This is a genomic window from Pseudomonas sp. GW823-FHT02F05 (genome assembly GCF_058797315.1).
This window is the reverse complement of sequence record NZ_JBXAJM010000002.1, coordinates 69,496-92,863: the sequence shown is the minus strand read 5'-3', so window position 1 is coordinate 92,863 and position 23,368 is coordinate 69,496. Positions and strand designations below refer to the sequence as shown.

Here is a 23,368-nt window from a genome sequence, read left to right as displayed (position 1 = left end):
GGTCTAATCGCCGCCCTATAAAAAAACCGGCATCGCCGCACAACCCTGCATACCCACACAAAAGGACAGGGAGCCCTCGACGTATGCCTATTTCACTACCCAACCGATTTTTACTCAGCTTCGCTGCGCTGGTCGCTACCGGCAGCGTCGCGGCGAGCGCACTGGATATTCCTGCCGGGTCGCTGGACCAGACGCTGCTGAGCATTTCGCAGCAGAGCGGCAAGCGCATTTCGTTCGACCAGTCGTTGGTCGACGGTTTGAATGCACCCGCTATCAAAGGCGACTTAAGCGCCGGCGAGGCGTTGCAGATCGCCCTGCAGGGCACGGACCTGCGTGACAGCGAAGGCGCCAGCGGTATTGTGGTGAGCGTCGCGCCGCCCCAACCCGGCACTCAGACCGGTGTTGAAACCCCTTCGGTGATCCCGCAATTACAACGGATCGAGGTCACCGGCAGTGCTATCCGCCGGGTCGATGCCGAGACGGCGGTGCCGGTGACCATCCTGCGCACCGAAGAGCTGAAAAAACAGGGCGTCACCAGCACCGAACAATTGATCAACCGGATTTCCGCCAACCAGTCCTCGGTCGGCTCCGGTCGCTCGGTGGGCTCCAGCAGTGGCGGGGCGGCCTTTGCGGATTTGCGCGGCATCGGCCCGAACAAAACCCTGGTGCTGCTCAATGGCCGGCGCTTGAGCAACAACGCCACCACTGCGATCAATGGCTCGGGGGTCGACCTCAATACCATTCCCTTTGCGGCGATTGACCGTGTTGAAGTCCTGCGCGATGGCGCTTCGGCGCTGTACGGCACCGATGCCATCGGCGGCGTGATCAACTTCATCACCAAAAAGAGCATGACCGAGGGCCAACTCACGGCAGGTGGCAGTTCACCCACCCATGCCGGCGGCGGCGACACCAGCAACTTCAGCGGCAGTTGGGGTTTTGGTGACCTGGAGGCAGATCGCTTCAATGTGTTCGGCGTGGTCAGTCATGACAAACAGCAGAGCCTCAAGGCCCGCGACCGCGACTACACCTACAACTATCAGCCGGGCAAGGGCCTGGATTATTCCTCGGGGATCGCCTCGCCGGCCAACTACAGCCAGGGCTCGAACGCCACCAACCCGCTAGCGGCGTCCGGTTGCAATGCTCCGGGGTTAATCTCGCGCAGTGGCATCTGCCGCCAGTCATTATGGAGCTACCTGGACCTGGTGCCGGAAACCGAGAAGACCTCGTTTTTTGGCAAGGCCACCGGCCAGTTGGCCGACGACCATAGCGTCAGCCTCGAATACTTCTGGGCACGTAACCAGAATCGTACCCAAATCGGACCCGGTCTGTTACAAGGCCTGCAAGTTCAACCCGGCACACCGTTTTACCCCGGCAACGGCATCACCCCAGGCTCGACCAGCTTTGCCCTGGACCCCACACAGCCGGTGGACGCAAACTGGCGCGAAAGCGAAGTGGGCCCGCGCCGCCATGAAGACGACAACGTCGGCCAGCGCCTGCTGCTGACTTTTGAAGGCGTGGTGGCTGGCTGGGATTACAACGTCGGCGCGGCCTACAATCAAAACAAGGTCACCAACGCCATCAAGAGCGGTTATGTGGACGACCGCGCCGTAACCAGCGGTATCAACACCGGTGTGATCAACCCCTTCGGGCCGCAATCACCGGCCGGTGCGGCATTGCTTGCAGCAAACGCAGTGGACGGCGATTACGCCACAGGCGTCGGCCGAGTCAAAAGCCTGGATGGTCGGGTCAGCCGCGATATTGGCGACTGGTTCGGCGCCGGACCGTCGGCGCTGGCGTTGGGCGGTGAGTACCGCAAGGAAGACTTCCACCAGGACTTCGAAGACTTTGCCGCCAATGTGCAAAGCCTGGGCATCGACCCGGCGGCCAGCGTGGCCGGTGACCGTTCGGTGTCGGCGCAATACGCCGAGGTCAATGTGCCGGTGCTCGACAGCCTGGAGTTATCGGCGGCGGTGCGTCACGACAAGTACAGCGACTTTGGCAGCACCACCAACCCCAAGTACTCGTTCCGCTTCCAGCCGTTCCATGAACTGGTGGTACGCGGCGCCTACAGCGAAGGCTTTCGCGCGCCGTCGCTGTACGAGTTGTACAACCCCACCGCGACCACCTTCACCGTGGCCAACTACAACGATCCGCGCCTGTGCGCCGCAGGCTCACCGAGTAACGGCGGGTTGGCCAACCGCGACTGTGCCCAGCAGTTTTTCAGTCGCAACGGCGGTAACCCGGACCTGAGCCCCGAGACCGCGCGCAACGTGACCCTGGGCTTTGTCTACCAGCCGGTCAACAACCTGACCCTGGGCCTGGATTTCTGGTGGATCAAAATCGCCAACCAGATTGCCGAGTTCCCCGAGTCGGCGGTATTCGAGCAGCCGGAGCTGTACCCTGACCGCATCGTTCGCAAGGCCGATGGCTCCATCGACCACATTGTCACTGGGCTCGCCAACCTGGGTAAGGTCAAGACCAACGGCGTGGACGTCACGTTCGATTACCGCTTCCCCGAATCGAAACTGGGGCAGTTCGGTACCAACCTGCAAGGCACCTACGTCGACCGCTACGACTATCAGCAGAAGCTTAAAGGCGCCTATATCGACAAGGCCGGTGACTATCGAGGCGGCGACTTCGCCTCGGCCGGTGCCGTGGCGCGTTGGCGCCATAGTTGGAACAGCACCTGGAACAAAGGCCCCCTCGGCGCGACCCTGACCAACCGTTACACCAGCGGTTACGACGACTACAACCGGGCCTACCACGACAAGGTCGGCGCTTGGAGCGTATGGGACCTGGCCGGCACTTACACCTGGCGTGACACCGCACAGGTCACGGTGGGTATGCAAAACCTGTTCGACAAGGAGCCGCCGTTCAGCAATCAGACTTCGACCTTCCAGAGCGGTTACGACCCACGCTATTCCGACCCCTTCGGCCGGACCCTGTACAGCCGGGTTTCCTACAACTTTTGATCAGGCCACGGCCGACGCCTGAGCGGGCGTCGACCACGTTCGCGAGGAGCGGTGTTTGTGAGTGTGTTGCGTGTTTTTGTGTGGGTGGGGTTGATCGGGCTTTGGCCGCCGTTGCTGCTGGCCCAGCCGGCGCATGCGCTGACGGTGTATGGCGAGGCGCCCAAATACCCGGCGAATTTCAGTCACTGGGATTACGTCAACCCGCAGGCGCCCAAGGGCGGTAGTTTTCGGCGTTCGTCCATGGAAGATGGAGCGTTCGATCACCTGATTCCGTATGTCGACAAGGGCACCGGCATCACCCAGATCCAGGGCTGGTTGTACAGCCCGCTGGCCTATCGATCTCAAGATGAGCCTTACACCGTGTACGGTCTGGTGGCACAGACCCTGGAGTTGGCGCCGGACCATTCGTGGATGCGTTTTTCACTGAACCCCAAGGCACGGTTTGCCGATGGTAGACCCATTACTGCCGAGGACGTGATCTACACCTTCAACCTGCTGCGCACCGAAGGCAGCCTGGTGTATCGCCAGCGTTTTGCCGATGTGGACCAAGTGCTGCTGGAGTCGCCGACCCAGGTGCGTTTCACCTTTAAAAATACCGACAACCGCACCTTGCCGCTGGATATCGCCTCGTTGCCGGTATTGCCGGAGCATTGGTGGCGCGGGCGCAACTTTGCCAACGGCGGTGGCTTTGAAGCGCCGCTGGGCAGTGGCCCTTATCGCATCATCGCGGTGGACAATGGCCGCAGCGTGACCTTCGAACGGGTCAAGGACTGGTGGGGCGAAGACCTGCCGGTCAACCGAGGACTGTATAACTTCGACCGTGTGCGCCTGGAGTTTTTTGCCGACACCGATGTGTCGCGCCAGCTCCTGCGGGCGCAGGGCTATGACTTTAATCGCGAGTATTCGGCGACCAACTACACGGTGGGCTACGCCGGCGATGCCCTGCGCGACGGTCGCCTGCAACGTGAACATTTGGCGCCAAATGCCGTGCAGGGCACTCAGGGTTTTGTATTCAACCTGCAAAGACCACTGTTTCAGGATCGTCGGGTGCGTGAAGCGCTGAGCCTGTTGTGGGACTTTGACTGGACCAATCGGCAGATCATGCACAGCATGTACTTGCGTCAGCACAGCTTCTTTTCCCGCAGCGAGCTGGCCGCCAGCCAACTGCCAGATGCCGCGGAGCGGGCGATCCTTGAGCCTTGGCGCGGGCAAGTGCCGGAGGAAGTATTTGATCAGGTCTACCAGCCGCCACACACCGATGGCAGTGGGCGCATTCGTCCGCAGCAGGCACAGGCCTTGAAGCTGTTGGAGGCGGCGGGCTGGATGCCCCGTGGCGATCAGTTGGTGAATGCCCAGGGGCAACCGCTGCAGTTCACGTTTCTCAGTAATCAGAAGGGTTTCGAGCGCTTGTTGTTGCCCTATAAGCGCAACCTGGCGCAGATAGGTATCGGCTTGCATATCCGTATGATCGACTCGGCGCAGTACGCAAACCGGGTGCGCGCGCGGGACTACGACATGATCGTCAATGGCTACCCGGTCAGCCCCTCGCCGGGCCGTGAGCTGACGAACTACTTTGGCTCCGACAGCGCCGATGACCCGGGCTCCAACAACTACATGGCGCTGCGCAACCCGGCGGTGGATGGCCTGATCGACGGCCTGGTGCGCGCCAATGACCGACCGACCATGGTGCGTTACGCCCATGCTCTGGATCGCGTGCTGCAATGGGGCTTCTACTGGATTCCCAACTACTACCCGCCGGGCTCGTCATCAGTGTGGTGGAACCGTTTCGGTCGCCCGGCCACGGCGCCACTCAATGACGTGGGCATTGATGGCTGGTGGGAGATCAGCCCGACACCACTGACCAACGCGCAGATGCGTCAACTGACTGAGGAGCATCAACATGCTGGCTTATAGCGCGCGGCGTTTGCTGCTGATCTTGCCGACGTTGCTGTGCATTCTGCTGGTAAATTTTTTCATCGTGCAGGCCGCGCCTGGCGGGCCGGTGGAGCAAGCCATTGCCCGCCTGCAAGGTATCGGCAACCAGGCGTCCCTGGGCGGTGGACGCGTGGAAACCGGTGGCGACGCGTCGCGTACGGTACGCGGGCTGGACCCGGCGCTGGTGGCCGATATCGAGCGCCAGTATGGCTTTGACAAACCCTTGGGCGCGCGCTTGTGGCTGATGCTCACCCGTTATGCGCAGCTGGATTTTGGCGACAGTTTTTTTCGCGGCGCCAAGGTCACCGACCTGATCCTGCAAAAGCTGCCGGTCACCTTGTCCCTGGGCTTCTGGGCGACGCTGCTGAGTTACCTGGTGTCGATCCCGCTGGGTATTCGCAAAGCGGTGCGCCATGGCAGCCGCTTCGATATGTGGAGCAGTGCGGCGATCATTATCGGCCACGCCATGCCAGCGTTTCTATTCGCCTTGTTGCTGATCGTGGTGTTTGGTGGCGGTAGCCTGCTGGACTGGTTTCCGGTGCGCGGCCTGGTCTCGGAGAACTTCGCCACGTTGTCGTGGGCGGGCAAAGTGGTTGATTACTTCTGGCACCTGGTATTGCCGGTGCTTGCGCTGGTGATCGGCGGGTTTGCCACCCTGACCATTCTCACCAAGAACAGCTTTCTCGACGAGATCAGCCGCCAGTACGTAGTCACCGCCAGGGCCAAGGGCTTCAGCGAAAAGCAGGTGCTCTATAAGCATGTGTTTCGCAACGCAATGCTGCTCATCGTAGTCGGGTTGCCCCAGGCGCTGACCACCATGCTGTTCGGCGGCTCGCTGTTGATCGAGGTAATATTTTCCCTGGATGGGTTGGGGCGACTGAGCTACGAGGCGGCGGTCGCGCGGGATTACCCTGTGGTATTTGGCACGCTGTTTATCTTCACCCTGGTCGGCCTGGTGATAAAGCTGCTGGGAGACCTGTGTTACCGGCTGCTTGATCCGCGCCTGGACTTTTCTGCGAGGGCCCATTGATGACGGTGTTTTCTCCCATCTCCCGTCGCCGTTGGTTGCACTTCAAGCGTAATCGCCGGGGCTGGTGGTCGCTGTGGATATTTCTCGGGCTATTTACCCTGTGCTTGGGGGGGGAGCTGTTGGCCAACGATAAACCACTGTTGGTGGCGTATCAGGGCGGCCTGTATTTCCCGGCATTCGAGCGTTACACCGAACAGGACTTTGGCGGCACCCTGGCGTTTCAGCCGGATTACCGAGACAGTTATGTGCGTGAGCTGATTGAAGGGCAGGGCGGCTGGTTGCTGTTTGCACCGATCCCGTTCAGCTATGACACGGTCAACTACGACCTCAGCGCACCGTCGCCCACGCCGCCTTCCGCGCAGAACTGGCTGGGTACCGATGACCAGGCACGGGATGTGTTGGCGCGGGTGATTTTCGGCACCCGTGTGTCGCTGTTGTTCGCGCTGGCGTTGACCGTTGTGAGCACGCTGATCGGTATCGCCGCCGGCGCTGTGCAAGGTTATTACGCGGGGTGGGTCGACCTGCTGGGGCAGCGCGTGATCGAAATCTGGTCCGGACTGCCGGTGTTGTATTTGCTGATTATCCTCTCCGGGTTTGTCAAGCCGAGTTTCTGGTGGTTGCTGGGGATTATGGCGCTGTTTTCCTGGCTGACCCTGGTCGACGTGGTGCGTGCCGAATTCCTGCGCGGGCGCAGCCTGGAGTATGTGAAGGCGGCTCGTGCCCTGGGTGTGAGCGATGCGCAAGTAATGTTGCGGCATATCCTGCCCAATGCGTTGACGGCCACCTTGACCTATCTGCCCTTTATTCTGACCGGGGCCATTTCCACCCTGACTGCATTGGACTTTCTTGGCTTTGGCATGCCCACCGGCACGGCCTCCCTTGGTGAGTTGATCGGCCAGGGCAAGAACAACCTGCAAGCCCCTTGGCTGGCGCTGACTGCGTTCTTTGCGTTGGCGTTGATCCTGTCCCTGTTGGTGTTTATCGGCGAAGCCTGCCGCGAAGCCTTTGATCCCCGATCCTGATAAGTGAGCCTGTGCTGTGACCGATGCGTTGATTGAAATCCGTAATTTGCAGGTAGCGTTTGAAGGGCATCAAGCCGTGCGTGCCATTGACCTGGATATCCGGGCGGGCGAGTGCCTGGCCTTGGTGGGGGAATCAGGCTCGGGGAAGTCGGTGACAGCCCATTCGATCCTGCAATTGTTGCCACCGCATATCACCCATACCCAGGGCAGCATCCGTTACCAAGGTGAGGAGTTACTCGGCGCGCGCCCGGAACGTTTGCGCCAGATCCGGGGCGACCGTATCGCGATGATTTTCCAGGAACCAATGACTTCGCTTAACCCGCTGTATACCGTTGAGCGGCAATTGGCGGAGACCTTGTTGCTGCACAAAGGCCTGGGCGGTGCGGCTGCCCGCGAGCGGGTCCTGCAATTGTTGGAACTGGTGGGTATTCAACAGCCGCGCCAGCGCCTCAATGCCTACCCGCATCAATTGTCCGGCGGGCAGCGTCAGCGGGTGATGATCGCCATGGCGCTGGCCTGCGAGCCAGTGCTGCTGATTGCTGATGAACCCACCACGGCGCTGGATGTGACCGTGCAGCGGCGCATCCTGGATTTGCTCAAGGATCTGCAACAACGGTTGGGTATGGCGCTGCTGCTGATCAGCCACGATCTTAATGTGGTGCGCAGTATCGCCCAGCACGTAGCGGTGATGCGCGCGGGTGAGATCGTTGAACGGGCCAGCTGTGCCGCCCTGTTTGCCGCCCCCCGGCATGCCTACAGCCGGCAGTTGCTCGAGGCCGAGCCGCAGGGCCGCGCGGTTGCCCGTGCGCCGGCTGCCAACCTGCTGGAAGTGGAGGGGCTCAGAGTATGGTTCGCCCAGGGTGGCCTGCTGCGGCGCCGCCCGCCGATCAAGGCCGTGGACGGTATCGACTTGTGCCTGCAACGCGGCAAGACCCTGGGCATCGTCGGTGAGTCCGGCTCGGGCAAGTCGACGCTCGGTCAGGCGATCCTGCGCTTGATCGATGCCCAGGGCAGTATTCGCTTTCAGGGACAAGCCCTCGACCGCCTCAAGGGCAACGCACTGCGCCCTTGGCGCCGGCAGCTGCAAGTGGTGTTTCAAGACCCGTTCGGCAGCCTCAGTCCACGGATGAGTGTGCAGCAAATAATTGAAGAAGGTTTGCATGTGCATACCGACCTCAATGCTTTACAGCGAGAATCGCTGGTGATTGCAGCATTGCAGGAGGTAGGGCTCGACCCGCAGGCTCGGCACCGCTTCCCCCATGAGTTTTCAGGCGGACAGCGCCAGCGCATTGCAATTGCCAGGGCGTTGGTGATCAAACCCGAGCTGGTCCTGCTCGATGAACCCACTTCGGCGTTGGATCGTACGGTGCAAAAACAAGTGGTGAGTCTGTTGCGTCGGTTGCAGGAAGAACATGGGCTGACTTACCTGTTTATCAGCCATGACTTGGCTGTGGTACGCGCGCTGGCCCATGATTTGATCGTGATCAAGGACGGCGTGGTGGTGGAGGCGGGGAGCACCGAACAACTGTTCGACGCGCCGCAGCACCCCTACACTCGGGACTTGTTAGCGGCGTCTGTGTTGAAGTGGGACTGAGCCGTTTTTTGACTAGGACCCAGAAGCGTCAGTCATGTAGCTCAAGGTCATGCGACTCAGCGCCCGGATCCCCACCGCCAGGCTTGAGTCATCCACTTGGAAGCCCGGTGAATGGGTCGGCCACACCGTCTTGCCTTCCAGCGCGGGCGGTGTCACGCCCATACGCATGAAAATCCCCGGAATCTGTCGGGCATATTCGGCAAAGTCATCGGCACCGTAAGTGCCGTTGTCGATGCGTACCGGTGTGGTCGACACCTGTTGCAGCACCGGCATCAACCGGTCCACCAGTGCGGTGTCGTTGTAGCCGGCGCGGTAATTGCCCGGTAGGTAGTCCACTTTGGCGGATGCTCCCGAAGCCTCGGCGATTTTCTCGGCGGTGTGGGTCATGCGTCGCAACACGTCCTCACGCTGTTCATCGCTCACCGTGCGAATCGAACCTTCCAGGCGCACCTCGGCGGGAATGATGTTATGTCGGTCACCGGCCTCGATACGGCCCACGGAAATCACCGGCGCCGGCAACAGGCTGAGGTTCGACTGGCGGCTGGGAATGGTCTGCCAGGCCAGGATCACCTGGGCTGCCACTGGCACCGGGTCGATACCGGTCCACGGGAAGGCCGCGTGAGTTTGCCGCCCGATGATGTGTGCAACAAAGGTATCCGCCGCCGCAGTGGTGCGTTGGCGGCTGAGGGTAAAAGTGCCCGCCGTACCGGCCGTGACGTGAATACCGAAGATCACCGCAGGCGCCGGATTTTGCAGCGCGCCTTCCTTGATCATCAATTGCGCGCCACCTTGTTCGCCCAGTGGCGGGCCTTCCTCGGCCGGTTGGAAAATCAGCTTGAGCGTGCCCGGCAATTGCTCGCGATGGGCCGCCAAGACCTCGGTAACCCCCAGCGCCATCGCCATATGCGCATCGTGACCACATGCGTGCGTCACCCCGACGTCCTTGCCTCTGCTGCGAAAGTCAGCGCCTTCATCTTTGCTGCGCACTGTCGACGCAAACGGCAGGCCGGTTTGCTCGGTGAGCGGCAGCGCGTCCAGTTCGGCGCGAATCGCGACCACTGGGCCAGGTTTGCCGCCACGCAAAATGCCGATGACACCGGTATGCGCGATGCCGGTCTGCACCTCCAGCCCCAGTTCCCGTAGGCGTTGGGCGATGCGCTCGCTGGTGTGGAACTCACGATTGCCCAGCTCGGGTTGTTGGTGAATCGCGTGGCGCAGCTCTATCACGCCGGGCAATGCCTGGCTGATCTGCGCGTCCAGATCGTCCCAAGGCTCGGCGGCCGACACTGAGCCAGACAGAAGTAGCAGGGAAATCGGTAGCTTCAACATATCCAGTGCTCAGTAAGTAAACGCAATCGGCGGTGCTTTCGCGTTCAGCAAATAGTCGCCAATCGCCTTGTATTTGTAGGCCAGGGCGTCATGGGTGGTGTGGGTGCGTGCGTTACGCCAGTGGCGGTCAAAGTTGTAGCGCGACTGGGTGGTGGCGGCACCGCCGACTTCATACAGGCGTTCGCACACGAAGAGGGCGGCGCGGGTCGAGGCGATCTTGGCTTCGGCCACGGCAATCGAGGACTTGACCAAAATAGCTTCCAATTCCTCACCCTGCGCCAACCCCTGCAACTGCGTGCGCGCGGCCAGGTCGACCGCCCCGGCGGCTTTCTCCACCAGCGCTTCGGCGCCGTGGATGCGCGCGGCCAGATCGCCCAGGGTGTGCAGGATGTACGGGTCGTGGCGTGCCTGATCCACGCCACTTTCGCGTACCGGCCGCGAGCCGCTGCGCGCCCATTCCACCGCGTCATCCAGCGCCGCCAGGCCGATGCCGACATCGAGGGCGCAGTGGATCAATTGCGCGCTGGCGCCGACATAGTTACGGCGCTGGTACCACTGCGCCAATGGGATCACTTGCTCGGGGCTAACCCGCACATTTTCCAGCAAGGTGCTGCCACTGGCGGTCACACGCTGGCCCATGCCATCCCAATCATCCAGCAGGGTGATGCCGGCGGTATCGGCGGGCAGCATCACGTAGACCGCGTTGCCGGCTTCGTCCACCGCCTGGATTTTCAGCAGGTCGGCAAACAGGCAGCCGGTGCTGTAGAACTTGCTGCCATTGAGCACCAGTTGGTCGCCGCGCTGCTCCAGGCGTGTATGGATTTCACCGCGAAAGGTGCCGCTGCGCTCGGCAATTGCCCCCGACGACAGCTGGCGCTCGGCAAAAGCCCCGAGGTATTCGCGCTGTTGCTCCGGGTTAGCGATCAAACGCAAATGCTCGACGGTGGCGAAGTGCGGAAACAACGCCTGGGCCACACTCGGATCGGCCTTGGCCAGGGTGATGAAAATCTGTGCTACCTGCAGTTGGCTGACGTCGCCGCCCCCCAGCTCAGTGGGGACCCGGGCGGCGCCCAGGCCGGATTCGCGGATCAGGTCGAGCTGCGCATAAGGCAGGATTCTGCCGGCGTCGCGGTCGGCGGCACCGGGTTGGATCTGCGCGGCGAGTTGGTGGGCGAGGGCAAGGTAATCGGTCATGGAAAGGTCCATCAAAGAGGTCAGGAAGCGTCGCGCAGAGCACTGCGCGGGACGCCGAGCAACAGGATCAAGGTGCCGCAGGCCACCAGCGCCGCCACGATATAAAGCGCCAGGCTGATGCTGCCGGTGGAGGTCTTGATCGCACCGATCATGATCGGCGTAAGCAGGCTGCTGATCTGCCCGCAGCAATTGACCAGCGCCAGGCCTGCGGCCTTGGCGTGGTCCGACAGGTAATACGTGGGGATGGTCCAGAAAATCGCGGTGGCCACCAGGTAGCCGCTGGTCATCAGGGTCAGTACGGCGATTGCCGAGTAAGGGCTGAACAGAAAGTTGGGCAGCACCAGCATTGCCAGCGCCGCCGTGAGGCCGCCCAGCGCGAAGTGCCAGCGCCGCTCCTGATTCACATCCGAATGGCGGCACGCCCACAGCATCACGCACACGCCGACTACATAGGGCAAAGCCGAGAGCAAGCCCAGTTGCCCGAGGTTGCTGACCCCGGAATCGCGAATGATCGACGGTGCCCAGATATTGGTGACGTTGCCGGTACACATTATGGTCAGGCAGTAGGCCAGGGTGATAAACCACACCTTGCGGTCCTTCAATGCCTCGACGAAGCGCCTATGCCCGCCGGGTTTGCGCTGTAGCCGTTCACGCGCCAGGGCTTGCTCGATGGCGTGTTTTTCATCGTCGCTCAGCCACTTGGCCGAGGCCGGTTTGTCGTCCAGCCAGTACCAGGCGAACAACCCCGCGAGCACCGGCGGAATGCCGGTGATCACGAACAGCCATTGCCAGCCGGTAAACCCGCCGATACCGGCGAAGTGCCCCATGATCGAAGTCGACAGCGGCCCGCCGATGATCCCGCACACCGCAATCGCCATGATGAAACGCGAGGTGATACGCGCACGGTGGCTGGCCGGGAACCAGTAGGTGAGATACAGGATCACCCCTGGGAAGAATCCGGCTTCGGCGGCGCCCAGCAACACCCGCAGCACATAGAACTGCGCCGGGGTCTGGGCAAACGCGATGGCGATGGTCACCACCCCCCACAGCACCATGATGCGCATCATGGTTTTTTTCGCGCCGATCTTTTCCAGCAGCAGGTTGCTCGGGATCTCGAACAGCAGGTAACCGATGGAGAACACCCCGACGATGATGCCGAACGTGGCGTCGCTGATGTTCAGGTCGGTCTTGAACTGCAAATGCGCAAAGCTGATGTTGACCCGGTCCAGCCAATTGAGCACGAAGCACAGGAACAGGAACGGCATGATCCGCCACGCCAGTTTGCGATACAGGCGTTGGTCGAAGGTCGCCTGCGGGCGTTCGAAGTTCGTCATCACCAGCTCACGTCGACTTTAGCGAAGTAGTAGGCGCCTTCCAGGCCATAGGGCGAGTACCAGCTATAGGTCGGGTTGTCGGTGGGGAAGAAGTAGAATCGCTTGGCCTCGTCATTCAGTTGCTGGGGGCGCCGGTCGAAGATATTTTCGCCGCCAACGGTGACTTTCACCGCATCGCTCAGCCAGTAACCCACGCTCAGGTCGGTGATGAATGCAGGGCGAATTTTTTCATCGCGACTGGCCGAAATCTGGTTACGCCCGGTGACCTTGGAATAGCGGGTTTCCTTGAGATTCACCTCAAAATCCCCCAGTTGCCAGGCGGCATTCAGCGACGTGGTGTTTTTCGGGTAGGCCGAGGTCAGGTTGCCCTGGCGGTCACGGCCCATCACGCTGACACCGGTGCCGGCCAGTGCTGCGGGCTCCTTGATCTTCTCGATGGTTTGCAGGCTCTGATTGCTGAGCAAGGTCCATTTGGTCTTGCCGTAGCGGCCCAGGTCATAGCGGTAGTCGGCCACCAGGTCGATGCCACGGGTGCGGGTATCGGCCAGGTTGCCGAAGTACGAGACGATCTGGTTCGGGTTCAGGCCCTGGGCGGCCAGCACGTTGGAGACCGCCGTGCCTTGCAGGTTACTGGTCTGCAGGATGCGATCCTTGATGTCGATCTGGTACAGGTCGACCGTAATGTCCAGGTTCTCGGTCGGTGTGGCGACAAAGCCGAGGCTGTAGTTCATCGAGCGTTCAGGCTTGAGCTCCTTCGCACCCAATGCCTGGCCGGCGGCGTCGTTGACGGTGACGTAGCGGGTGGTGGCCTGCTCTAGTTGCCCGGTGAGCGGGCTGGTGCGCCAGGCGGTCAGCGACGACGAATAGAACTGCTGTTGCAGGGACGGCGCGCGGAAGCCGTTGCTCACGGTGCCGCGCACGGCGAATTGCGGGGTGAACGCGTAACGTGTGGAGAACTTGCCACTGCCGGTGTCGCCGAAATCACTGTAGTGCTCGAAACGCCCGGCCAGGCTCACGTCCCATTGGTCGGTCAGGCTTTGGCTGAAGTCGACGTAGCCTGCGGTGTTGGTGCGTGAGTAGTTGTGCGCGTCGGCCGGAGTGAAGCCCACCAGCCCAGGCGCGCCGGGGTTGGGGCGTTGGCCGGCGAGTGGGCTGCCGGCGGGGAACACGTAGCCGCCATCGGCATAAGAGGCGTATTCGCCGGCCTGGATCTCGAACCCATCGCGGCGGAACTCAAGGCCGGTCGACACGTTCAGCGGCTTGGCAAACAGCCCGGTATCGAACGCACGGGTCAGGTCGAGGTTATTGGTCCATTGGCTGGCGATCAGGTTGCCGCCGTCCATATCCTGAGGGCTGTTTGGTCCCAGGGACGGGTTCAGCGAACGTTCGTTGCGGGTGTTGGCGTTGTTGTAGCCGTAGCTCGTGCTCAGGTCCCAAGCCCAGCCCAGCAGGTCGTCGTTGCGCACGCCGAACACGCTTTGGAAGTCGTCTTCTTCCACCACGAAACGCGGCGAGAAACCGTCCGGGTACACCGAGACAATGTTCTGCGGCGAGTTGGCGGTGCGGTAGGTGCCCCAACTGGTGGAGTTGCGGTGGCTGAGGGTGGAGAACGAGTACAGCGTGTAGTCCTCGTTCAGCGGCAGTTCGGCGTTGTAGCCGAAGTTATAGGTTTGCGAACGGGGCTGGCCCAGTTGCTGGCGGTAGCGGCTTTCACTGGTTTCGCGCGGGTCGGGCTGGCCGTTCTGGCGGAAATAGATGCTGGTGCGGTCCGGCACGGCGCCGGCCACGTTGGAACTTTCCTGGAGGCCGATATCGGCGCTGAGGCTGAAAAAGCCGTCATTGGGCAGCTCGAAGCCCTGGTTGATCTGGCCCTGGCCCCGCGCACCGAAATTACCCTTGCCGCCCACACGGTTGGCGTACTGCCCATAGAGGGCGCTGCCGCTGCCGCCGGAGCGGTTGGTCTTGAGGATGATGTTGATCACCCCGGCAATCGCGTCCGAACCGTATTGCGCCGCCGCGCCGTCGCGCAGCACTTCCACGTGCTCCACCGCGGCGATGGGGATCAGGTCGAGGTCGGCGGGCGACTGGCCGCTTGAGGTGGCGGCGGTCTGCACAAAGATCAGCGACGTATTGTGGCGGCGCTTGCCGTTGACCAGCACCAGTACATGGTTACCGCCCAGGCCGCGCAAAGTCGCGGACTTGACCGACAACCCGGTGCCGCCGGTAAAGCCTGCGGCGTTGGTGTAGGACGGCACACTGGCGGCCAGGGCGTCGCGCAGGTTCTGTTTACCGGAGCGGGCGAGGTCGTCGGCGCTGATCACATCGATCGGCGCCAGGCTCTTGGCCACGGTGCGACCGCTGTCCCGGGCACCGGTGACCACCACGGTTTGCAGGGCGGTGTCACTGGCCGCCGACGGACGTGACGGGTTCTCTTCAGCGTGGGCTGCCGGTTGGGCGCACAGCCCGAGGATGCCGGCGGTCAGCAGGCTGAGCCTGGGACGAAAGCGGGTGTAAGGGCGAGACATGGTGAGGCTCCAATGGTTAGGTGCCGCTTTCCATTCCTGATGGTGGGAGTTCCTGACAGTACTGGGGAGGCTTATGTGTTGGCTGTTTCTAGTTATAGGGGGGGCTACACCTTCGCATCGCGCCCTAGCATCACGTCCTGGCGGGCCTGGTCGACCAGTGCCATCTGCCGCGTCAGTCGGGCTTTGCGTTCGGCCAGCAGCAAGGTCTTGGTCCACTCCAGCGCCTTGGCGGAATGGCTGGCCAGGCGTGCGGCCAGTTCCAGCGCGCTGGCGTAGGCGTCGTCCACCACCTGATTGACCAGGCCGATGGTCAGCGCCTCCTGGGCGTTGAACTTGCGCGCGCTGAGCATGATGTCCAGGGCCGCTGCTTCGCCGATCAGGCTGGGCAGGGTGATCGCACTGAAACCCGACAACATGCCGTGCTGCACTTCCGGAAAGTGGAACCGCGTGTCATGCCGCGCAATACGGAAATCGCAATGAATCGCCAGGCTGATGCCCAGGCCCAGGGTGTGGCCGTGCAACGCGGCAATCACCGGCTTGCTCAAATCGTTGCCGACACCGGGCAGGGCACGGGCCAGGACTTCGCTGCTGACCGTCTCGCCGGTGGCGTCGATTTCCTTGAGGTCGGAGCCGGCGCAAAACGCCCGCTCGCCGGCACCGCGTAGCACGATGGCGCGCACCGCGTGGTCGTGTTGAGCGCGTTGCCAAACCTCGGCCAACTCGTGCTTGGCCTGGCTGTCCAGTGCGTTCAGGCGCTCCTGGCGGTTGAGGGTGACGACCAGAATTCCTTCGCCAATAGCTTGGTACTCGACTGTCATGGTGTGCTTTTCATTGAGAGAGAAAGAAAGACGCGATTGCCCCTTGAGGTCTGCGTCAAAGTGAGGAAAACTTAAAGGATGTGCACAATGCAAACAATATGTTTGTTATATGAACATATTATTATCGGGTCAAAAACGGTTATATAAAATGAAAGCCATAGTTCTAAAAGCCTTCGGCGGGCCGGAGCAATTGCAGGTCGAGGAGGTGCCGACCCCGCAGGTTGGCGCGGGTGAAGTGCTGGTCCAGGTCGCGGCAGCAGGGGTTTGCCATCATGACCTGTTGCATCGTGCCGGGCGGTTACCGGGAGCCCATACCGGCGTGGTACTGGGCCATGAAGTGGCGGGTGAAGTGGTTGAGGTGGGCGCGGGTGTGCACCACTTGACGGTCGGCGCCCGGGTGGTGGTTTACCAGCGACGCTTTTGCGGTCAGTGTCGTGACTGCCTGCGCGGTCGCCAGGATCTGTGCCGGGCCCTGGGCCTGCCATCGGTGGATACTGAAGGCGCCTATGCCGAATACTTGCGAGTACCGGCGATCTCCGCCATCGAACTGCCCGACGGTCTGGACTACATCCAGGCCGCCTTGGCGTCCTGTCCGATCGGCACCAGCGTGCGCGCGTTGCACGGCGAGGCCGCGCTCAAACCCGGCGAAAGCGTGTTGATCAATGGCGCCAGCGGTGGCCTGGGCGCCCATCAGATTCAATTGGCCAAGGCGGCGGGCGCGCGGGTCATCGCCGTCACGGGCAGTGCGGACAAGCGTGATTTTCTCCACAGCCTGGGCGCCGATGACGTGATTGTGAGCAGCGGCAGCTACAGCGCCGAGGTCTGGAAACTCACCGGCAAACGTGGCGTGGACGTTGCCATGGAAAACCTCGGCAGCACCCTCGAAGACACCCTGCGCAGCATGGCCCTCGGAGGGCGCGTGGTGGTGTTGGGCAATGTGACGCCCGCCAGTGTGCCGATCAACCCGGGGCTGTTGATTGGCCGACGCCTGCGGGTGCAAGGCTCCGGCAGCGCCACCCTTGAAGAAGTGCGCCTGGCGCTGGCATTGATCAAGGGCGGGCAGGTCAAGCCGTTGATTGACCGTGTGCTGGCGTTTCACCAGGTGGCCGAGGCCCATGCGCTGCTGGAGTCGCGTCAGGTCAATGGGCGCATTGTGTTGAGCGGGTGGTAAGCATGGACATCAGTACGCTGCTCAGCCAGGCGGCCTTTAAATGGCCGGACCACATCGCACTGCACGAACCGGCGAGTGCACGCACCCTCACGTTTGCCGAATTGGACCGCGCCCTAAGCGGCGTCGGCCAAGCCTTGGATCAGTTGCAAATCCCGGCCGGTGCGCGGGTGGCCTTACTGGCCGACGCCAGCATCGATTACCTGCTGGCCGACTATGGCTGCATGGCCAGCGGCCGTGTGCGCGTGCCGTTGGACCCGGCCCTGGCGCTTGACGAATTGCTTGCTCAGCTACAGGACGCGGGCGCTGCCTTGCTGCTGTTTTCCGAGCAGTACGTCGTTGTGGCGCAAGGCTTGGGCATTCGTTGCCTGCCGCTGCAAGCCGTGACCGACTCCAAGCCCGTCGACATCCTTCCACGCCCGGCGCAATCACCCCAGGCGCTGGCCTCGCTCAACTACACCGGCGGCACCACCGGCACGCCCAAGGCCGTGATGCACCGGCATGCCAGCCTGTGTGCGGTGTTGCAAAACATCGTCATGGGGCGGGGCGCCGTGGTTGGCGATGTACTGCTCAACGTCCGCCCGCTATGGCCGATTGCAGCGGTGGCGGTGCTGGCCCATGTGCTCAGCGGTGGCCGAGTGGTGTTGGGCGGGCGCTTCGACGGCAAGGCCTTCATCGCTCAGCTCACTGAGCACCGGGTGGCGTTCAGTTCCCTGGTGCCGACGCAATTACTGCGCCTGTTGCGCGAAACCGGCCCCGCAGCGGCCGATCTTCCGGTATTCAAGAGCCTCGATGTCGGCGCTGCCGCGTTGACCGGCGAAGTGCTGGAAGGCTCATGCAGTTTGTTCAGTGAACGCATCGGCGTGCTCTATGGCATGACCGAAGCGCCCTGGAGTTGCTACCTCTCGCCCGCGCAAATGGCGGCGGTGCGCGCGGCTGGCGACAGTGGCGAAGGCGTGGTCGGCCGACCGTTGTTCAGCGCCGCGATTCGCATCGATCAACCGGACGCAAACGGTGTGGGCGAGATTCTGCTCGGCGGCCCGCAATTGATGAGCGGCTACTGGCAGCTGGAAGCACTCAGCGCCAAGACCCTGGACAACGGCTGGCTGCGCAGCGGTGACCTCGGGCGCATTGGCGCCGATGGGTTGCTGCGTGTGCTGGGGCGTTGCAAGGACATCATCCGCAGCGGTGGCAAGTCCGTGCAGCCCGTTGAAGTCGAACAGAACCTGCTGAGCCATCCCGGCGTGCAGGACGCCCACGTGTTTGGCCTGGAGGATCTGGAATGGGGCGAGCAAGTGTGCGCAGCCGTGGTATTGGAGGGTTCCCAAGACCTGTCGGCGCAGCAGTTGATGGACCACTGCCGCGCCGGCTTGTCGCGCTACAAGGTGCCGCGCCGCGTCTACTTCATCGACGAACTACCGCGCTCCCACTACGGCAAGGTGCAGAAAAACCGCCTGCTCGCCGCACTGGGCCTCAAGCCCTAAAGGTTGCCCAACTGCGCCGCGATACCTTCACAGGCGCGGCGCACATGGCTGGCCAGGGACGAGCCGGGGTGGGTTTCGTCTTCCATTTCCAGGCCGGCGACCACCACCGCGCCAATGGCTTGCCCGGCTTCCACGCGAATCGGAAACGCCACCGAAGACAGGCCCGGCTTGAACTCGCCGTGGCCGAAGGCGAAGTCCTGCTGGCTGCGAATCTGTTCCAGTGCCGGCAGGGCTTTGGCGTAACGCGCTTCGCCGAGGATTGCCTGCGCGGCCGCCTCGCTGTAGGTGGCGAGTACCGCCCGCCCGCTGGGGCTGCCGTCGATGGGGAATTGGTCGGCAAGGTCGACAATCACGTTGAGCGGCGTGGTCGGTGTCCACATGCGCTCGATCAACACCACTTGGTCACCCACCGGCACCGACAACGACACAATCGCCTGGCGCTCGCCGATCACCCGTTGCAACTCGATGGCGTAGGGCAGGGCGATCTTGCGCAGGTTCAGGCGGTTCAGGTACGCCGCCGAATAGATCAGGCACTCCGGCCCGATCCGGTAGGTGCCAGCCTGGGATTCGATCAGGCTCCAGTGGGTGAGGGTCTTGAGCAAACGGTGGATGGTGGTGCGGTCGATACCGGTCAGTCGCGCCAGGTCCAGCGCGCTGGCGCCATGCTTGAGGCCCGACAAGGTGCGCAACAGTACGATCGAACGGTCGATGACCTGAACGCGCCCACCGGCGTTTTCCTTACTGCTGGTGGGCGGGGGAGGAGTCGAAGAAATATCCATGGTGGCAGCGGCTTCCGAAATCATTTTGTTCGGCAAGCGCGGATCGCAGGCTTGGCCGGTGACCAAGGTTAGCCGCGATCCGTTGCTGGGTGAAGCCTTGATTTACGTGTCGAAGAACACCAGTGCGCGCAATTCGATGCTGCGCCGTGGCGGCGCGTCCTTTGGCGTGGTGGGGTCATCAAACGCGGTGTGTGCACTCAGCCTGGCCACATCCCGCCGCGAATCGTGGATCTTCAACAGCAAGGCCTCGTTCGGCCGCAACTGCGGGTAGTAATACCAGCGGTGGGCCGGGTTGGCCTTGACCGAAAACGTTTCGCCGACCTTGTCGCGATACACCAGGTAGCTGGGCAACAAATCGCTATCGGCCATACTGCGCGCATCGCACAAGGCAAGGGGCGTGCTCAGCACTGTCGCGCCGATGGGGCGCCACACATTGATGATCGCAAAGCGTTTGAGCAGACGCTGTTCGGCTTCGTCCGGGTCGAGGTGGTCGCGCACGCGGCGAATCGCCGAGCGTTCGGTCTGGTCGTTGTGCACGTAGCGTACCGGCTCGCGCAGGCCGCGCGCCTCACGGCCAGGGTCATCGACGCGAATCGTATGGTCGAAAATCACCACCTTCACCGCGCCGGTCTGCTGTTTGAGCAAGGCTTCGGTTTCCGGGTAGTAGTGCAGGCGCACTTGGTCGTCATCCTCCAGGTTCGCAACGGCACTGGTGTGATCGACTTTTTCGAAGCCTTGGCGGTTGATATTCGCCGGTTCGTCGAGCAACCGGGCGTTATGAATGGTCATCTGGGTCGGGTCCAGCACGCCGCTGCGCAGGGCCTCGCCGTCCGGTGGTGGGTAGGTGTAGTTCACCGGGCGCTGGCCGTTGTCCTGCAGATAATTGAGCACGCCGAGCACGGATGTGGGGGCGAGTTGGGTCTGATGGGTTCCCATAAAAACCTCCGGGTCAAAACGGTTCCTTGAAGGGCCGCAAGTCCAGCTCCTGGGTCCAGGCGCTGCGCGGTTGGGTGTGCAGGTACCAATACGCGTCGGCGATATCGTCGAGCTTCAACGCGCCGTCTTCACCCAGCTTGGCCAGGTAATCCGGTGCGCGGCTTTGCACGCGTTCGCCATCGATGGAACCGTCGATGACCACATGGGCGACATGCACATTTTTCGGCCCGAATTCCCGGGCAAACGACTGCGCCACCGAGCGCAGCCCGGCCTTGCCTGCCGCAAACGCGGTGTACGGCGGCTTGCCACGCAATGACGCGGTGGCGCCGGTAAACAACAGGCTGCCGCCACCATTGGCGAGCAAGGTGCGGGTGGCTTCGCGGGCGAATAAAAAGCCCCCCAATGTCGAGGCGCGCCAGGTTTGCTCGAACAACTCGGCGCTCAACTCAAGCGCAGGCTTGGACACCGAATTGCCTACGTTGAAGATCGCCGCCCTGAGTGTGCCGAGCTCATTGACCTGGGCGATGGCGGCGAGCACGTCGGCTTCGATACCCAAGTCGGCCACGATTGCATTGGCTTTGCCGCCGTTCGCTTCTATATCCGCCACCACCGTCTGCAACTTGTCCAGGCTCCTGCCGCTGACCGCCACGCGGTAGTCCTCGCGGGCAAAACGCCGCGCCAAGGCTGCACCCAGCCCGGCAACCGCGCCGACCCCGGCAATCCACACCACTGATTCCGCCATGCGCCACATCCTCCGATGGGGTAAGTGGCTACCAATCTACCCATGGCCGGGCGGGAGGAATAAGAATATCGACAGCTAAGGTTATGCCCATGTTCTCAGACGTAAGGGAGCGGAAAGGTGCAGCCTGTGAGCGGCAGGTTCAATGCCCTACCAATTCTTCCAGCAACTTCTCCTTATACCCCTGTAGCACTGATGATGTCCGATCCCTCGGATGGGGCAGGTCTACCCGGATTTCATGCTTGATCCGGCCCGGATGTGCGTCCATCAGGATCACTCGATCTCCCAGGTATAACGCCTCTTCAATATCGTGGGTGACCATAATCACCGTGCAACGCTGCTGTACCCAGATGCGTTGCAGCTCGCGTTGCAGGTGCACGCGGGTCAAGGCATCGAGGGCGCCCAGCGGTTCATCCAGTAGCAACACCTTTGGCTTGTTGATCAGCGCCCTGGCGATCGCGGCGCGCTGCGCCATGCCGCCGGAGAGCTGATGGGGGTAGGCATTTTCAAATCCTTCAAGGTTCACCAGCGTGATGTGTTCAGCTACCTGACGGTCTTTCTCCACCTGGGCCAGCTTGTGGTTTTTCAGGGCCAGGGCGATGTTCTGGCTGACGGTCATCCAGGGGAACAGGCGATGGTCCTGGAACACGATGCCGCGTTCCAGGCTGGTGGCGGCGATACGCTTGCCGTCCAGCAAAATATCGCCTCCGTATTCGGCTTCCAGGCCGACAATGAGTCGCAGCAAAGTGGATTTTCCGCAGCCGCTGGCGCCGACAATGCTGACAAACTCGCCAGGGCGCACGTCGAGCTGGATGTCGTGCAACACCGGCAGTGAACGGCCTTCGATCTGGTATGTCTTGTTCAGGCCGCGAATCTGCAGCGCACCGGTTTGCAGGTATAGCGGGGAAGCGATTGCGTTCATATCAGGGCCTTTCAACGGAGGTTGCGCCAGCGCAACAGGTGGCGGCTCAGCAGGGTGAATAACAGGGTCATCAGGTAGCCGAGCAAGCCGATGCACAGCACGCTGAGCACGATCACTTCCATGCGCGAGCCGGCCTCTGCGTTCATCATCAGATTGCCCAGGCCCGCCCCGGAGGACAGGAACAATTCACTGCCTATCGCGGTGACCCAGGCGAATGCCAGCGCGTGCAGCACGCCGGTGGCGATACTCGGCAACGCCGCCGGCAGCAGCACCTGGGTGAATTGCTGAACAGGGGTGAGCACCAGCACCTGGCCAACTTCCCGGTAACGGCGCTCCACATGGCTGAAACCCTGGTAGGTGTTCAGTACCATCGGGTAGAACGCGGCAAGGGTGACGATCAGCACTTTGGAAAACTCGCCGTTGCCGAACCACATCGCAATCAGCGGGATCCAGCCAAGCATCGGTACCTGACGAATCGAGTGGAACAGCGGGCCGATCAAACGGTTGGCTACGCTGGACAGTGCCATCAGCACCCCCAGCATCACGCCGAACACAATGCCCAGTAGCAAGCCACTGCTGGTACGCGCCAGGCTTGCCAGCAGGTTGACCAGTAGTTCGCCGTTGCCGAGCATTTCCAGCAACGCGGGGCCGATTGCCGATAACGGCACGAAGGCATAGGCCCCGGCAGCGTCCTGGCGTGAGGCGTATTCCCAGGCGAGCACCAGCAGCAGTGGCAGCAGCAGTCCTCGGGATTTTTTCAGTAAGGGCAGCATGTGAGGCTCCTAGCGGGTCTGCCAGCGAAACAGGCGCTGTTCGATACGGCGAAAGGCATAGTCGAGGGCAAACCCAATCACCCCGGTCACCACTACACCGACCATCACCACATCGATGCGCAGCATCTGCCGGGCCATCTCGATCATCTGCCCCAGCCCACTGTCGGCCGCCAGCAACTCAGTGGCGACCAGCACCACCCATGCACGGGTCAAGCTGATGCGAAAGCCGGTGATGATCGGTGGCGCGGCGGCGGGCAGAGCCACCAGGCGCACAAAGGTCGGCCAGCGCAAGCGGTACACGTCGGCCACTTCGAAGTAACTGCGCGGAATGCCGCGTACCCCTTCTCCTGCGGCGAGTGCCACCGGGAAGAACGCGGTTTTGGCGACGATAATGATCTTGAAGGTTTCATCAATGCCGAACAGCAGCACGAACATCGGTATCAACGCGATGCTGGGGATCTGGCGCAGGGTGTGGAACAGCGGCCCGCAGTACACCTCGACGTTCTTGGACAAGGCCATCAGCACGCCGAAGGCCAAGCCACACAGTGAACCAATGCCAAAGCCCAGGCCGAGCCGCGACAAGCTATTACCCAGGTGTTCGAGCAATTCGCCGCTGGCCAGCAGTTTTTCGAAGGTGTGCAGCACCTGGGCCGGTGGTACTAGTAGGTTGCGCGGGAAAATCCCGAGATGGGCCACCCACGTCCAGACGCCGAGCAAAGCCAGGGGCGAGATCAGCCAGGTGAGAGGGGTGAACAATCGATGGGTGCGCATGGCAAGTCTTTTTCAGCGAAGTACAACGTGTCCATCGCAAAAC

Annotated in this window: 18 protein-coding genes; 7 read left to right on the top strand and 11 right to left on the bottom strand. The window is 62.1% G+C overall.

Annotated elements, in window-relative coordinates:
- The first annotated feature begins 83 nt into the window (after positions 1-83).
- The 5 genes from AC1RAC_RS02970 to AC1RAC_RS02950 all read left to right on the top strand — a co-directional run bounded on the left by AC1RAC_RS02970 (position 84) and on the right by AC1RAC_RS02950 (position 8,553).
- Positions 84-2,972, top strand: coding sequence for a TonB-dependent receptor (locus AC1RAC_RS02970; protein WP_492616161.1), 2,889 nt, complete (start codon positions 84-86; stop codon positions 2,970-2,972).
- A gap of 63 nt (positions 2,973-3,035) precedes the next feature.
- A complete protein-coding gene (locus AC1RAC_RS02965) occupies positions 3,036-4,886 on the top strand; it encodes an extracellular solute-binding protein (RefSeq protein WP_492616321.1) in 1,851 nt (616 codons plus the stop codon).
- Positions 4,873-5,937 (top strand): microcin C ABC transporter permease YejB, encoded by a 1,065-nt coding sequence (locus AC1RAC_RS02960; protein ID WP_106119857.1) that lies wholly within the window; start codon positions 4,873-4,875, stop codon positions 5,935-5,937. Before AC1RAC_RS02965 ends, AC1RAC_RS02960 begins: the two co-directional genes overlap by 14 nt.
- Positions 5,937-6,959 (top strand): ABC transporter permease, encoded by a 1,023-nt coding sequence (locus AC1RAC_RS02955; RefSeq protein ID WP_492616160.1) that lies wholly within the window; start codon positions 5,937-5,939, stop codon positions 6,957-6,959. The genes AC1RAC_RS02960 and AC1RAC_RS02955 overlap by 1 nt, the downstream gene beginning before the upstream one ends.
- Before the next feature lie 16 nt (positions 6,960-6,975).
- Positions 6,976-8,553, top strand: a complete 1,578-nt coding sequence (locus AC1RAC_RS02950) for an ABC transporter ATP-binding protein (protein ID WP_492616159.1) — start codon at positions 6,976-6,978, stop codon at positions 8,551-8,553.
- A gap of 12 nt (positions 8,554-8,565) precedes the next feature.
- Here the strand turns inward: AC1RAC_RS02950 and AC1RAC_RS02945 are convergent, their stop codons facing one another.
- The 5 genes from AC1RAC_RS02945 to AC1RAC_RS02925 form a co-directional block, all read right to left on the bottom strand.
- Positions 8,566-9,882: an amidohydrolase gene (locus AC1RAC_RS02945; RefSeq protein WP_492616158.1), complete on the bottom strand. Its 1,317-nt coding sequence runs from the start codon at positions 9,880-9,882 to the stop codon at positions 8,566-8,568.
- A gap of 9 nt (positions 9,883-9,891) precedes the next feature.
- A complete protein-coding gene (locus tag AC1RAC_RS02940) occupies positions 9,892-11,076 on the bottom strand; it encodes an acyl-CoA dehydrogenase family protein (protein WP_492616157.1) in 1,185 nt (394 codons plus the stop codon).
- A 20-nt stretch (positions 11,077-11,096) separates the two neighbouring features.
- On the bottom strand, positions 11,097-12,410 hold the full coding sequence (locus AC1RAC_RS02935) for an MFS transporter (RefSeq protein ID WP_492616156.1): 1,314 nt from the start codon (positions 12,408-12,410) through the stop codon (positions 11,097-11,099).
- Complete coding sequence (locus tag AC1RAC_RS02930; protein ID WP_492616155.1) at positions 12,410-14,935, bottom strand: TonB-dependent receptor plug domain-containing protein; 2,526 nt, start codon at positions 14,933-14,935, stop codon at positions 12,410-12,412. Before AC1RAC_RS02930 ends, AC1RAC_RS02935 begins: the two co-directional genes overlap by 1 nt.
- A gap of 104 nt (positions 14,936-15,039) precedes the next feature.
- Positions 15,040-15,753, bottom strand: a complete 714-nt coding sequence (locus AC1RAC_RS02925) for an enoyl-CoA hydratase/isomerase family protein (protein WP_492616154.1) — start codon at positions 15,751-15,753, stop codon at positions 15,040-15,042.
- 148 nt (positions 15,754-15,901) lie between these two features.
- On the opposite strand from AC1RAC_RS02925, the gene AC1RAC_RS02920 reads away from it, so the two are divergent.
- Together AC1RAC_RS02920 and AC1RAC_RS02915 are read left to right on the top strand one after the other, a co-directional pair.
- The gene (locus tag AC1RAC_RS02920) at positions 15,902-16,924 is read left to right on the top strand and encodes an alcohol dehydrogenase catalytic domain-containing protein (RefSeq protein WP_492616153.1); all 1,023 of its coding nucleotides are present in this window, start codon (positions 15,902-15,904) and stop codon (positions 16,922-16,924) included.
- Between the two features lie 2 nt (positions 16,925-16,926).
- Complete coding sequence (locus tag AC1RAC_RS02915; protein WP_492616152.1) at positions 16,927-18,405, top strand: class I adenylate-forming enzyme family protein; 1,479 nt, start codon at positions 16,927-16,929, stop codon at positions 18,403-18,405.
- On the opposite strand, the gene AC1RAC_RS02910 is transcribed toward AC1RAC_RS02915, so the two are convergent.
- The 6 genes from AC1RAC_RS02910 to AC1RAC_RS02885 all read right to left on the bottom strand — a co-directional run bounded on the left by AC1RAC_RS02910 (position 18,402) and on the right by AC1RAC_RS02885 (position 23,325).
- Positions 18,402-19,184: an IclR family transcriptional regulator gene (locus AC1RAC_RS02910; protein ID WP_071495196.1), complete on the bottom strand. Its 783-nt coding sequence runs from the start codon at positions 19,182-19,184 to the stop codon at positions 18,402-18,404. The two genes, AC1RAC_RS02915 and AC1RAC_RS02910, sit on opposite strands and share 4 nt — an antisense overlap.
- Positions 19,185-19,286: 102 nt before the next feature.
- On the bottom strand, positions 19,287-20,120 hold the full coding sequence (locus AC1RAC_RS02905; RefSeq protein ID WP_492616151.1) for a CmcJ/NvfI family oxidoreductase: 834 nt from the start codon (positions 20,118-20,120) through the stop codon (positions 19,287-19,289).
- Positions 20,121-20,133: 13 nt separating this feature from the next.
- Positions 20,134-20,862: an SDR family NAD(P)-dependent oxidoreductase gene (locus AC1RAC_RS02900; protein WP_492616150.1), complete on the bottom strand. Its 729-nt coding sequence runs from the start codon at positions 20,860-20,862 to the stop codon at positions 20,134-20,136.
- A 139-nt stretch (positions 20,863-21,001) separates the two neighbouring features.
- Positions 21,002-21,781: an ABC transporter ATP-binding protein gene (locus AC1RAC_RS02895; protein ID WP_492616149.1), complete on the bottom strand. Its 780-nt coding sequence runs from the start codon at positions 21,779-21,781 to the stop codon at positions 21,002-21,004.
- Positions 21,782-21,792: 11 nt separating this feature from the next.
- Positions 21,793-22,554, bottom strand: coding sequence for an ABC transporter permease (locus AC1RAC_RS02890; protein WP_093545084.1), 762 nt, complete (start codon positions 22,552-22,554; stop codon positions 21,793-21,795).
- A gap of 9 nt (positions 22,555-22,563) precedes the next feature.
- A complete protein-coding gene (locus AC1RAC_RS02885) occupies positions 22,564-23,325 on the bottom strand; it encodes an ABC transporter permease (protein ID WP_492616148.1) in 762 nt (253 codons plus the stop codon).
- Positions 23,326-23,368: the final 43 nt, after the last annotated feature.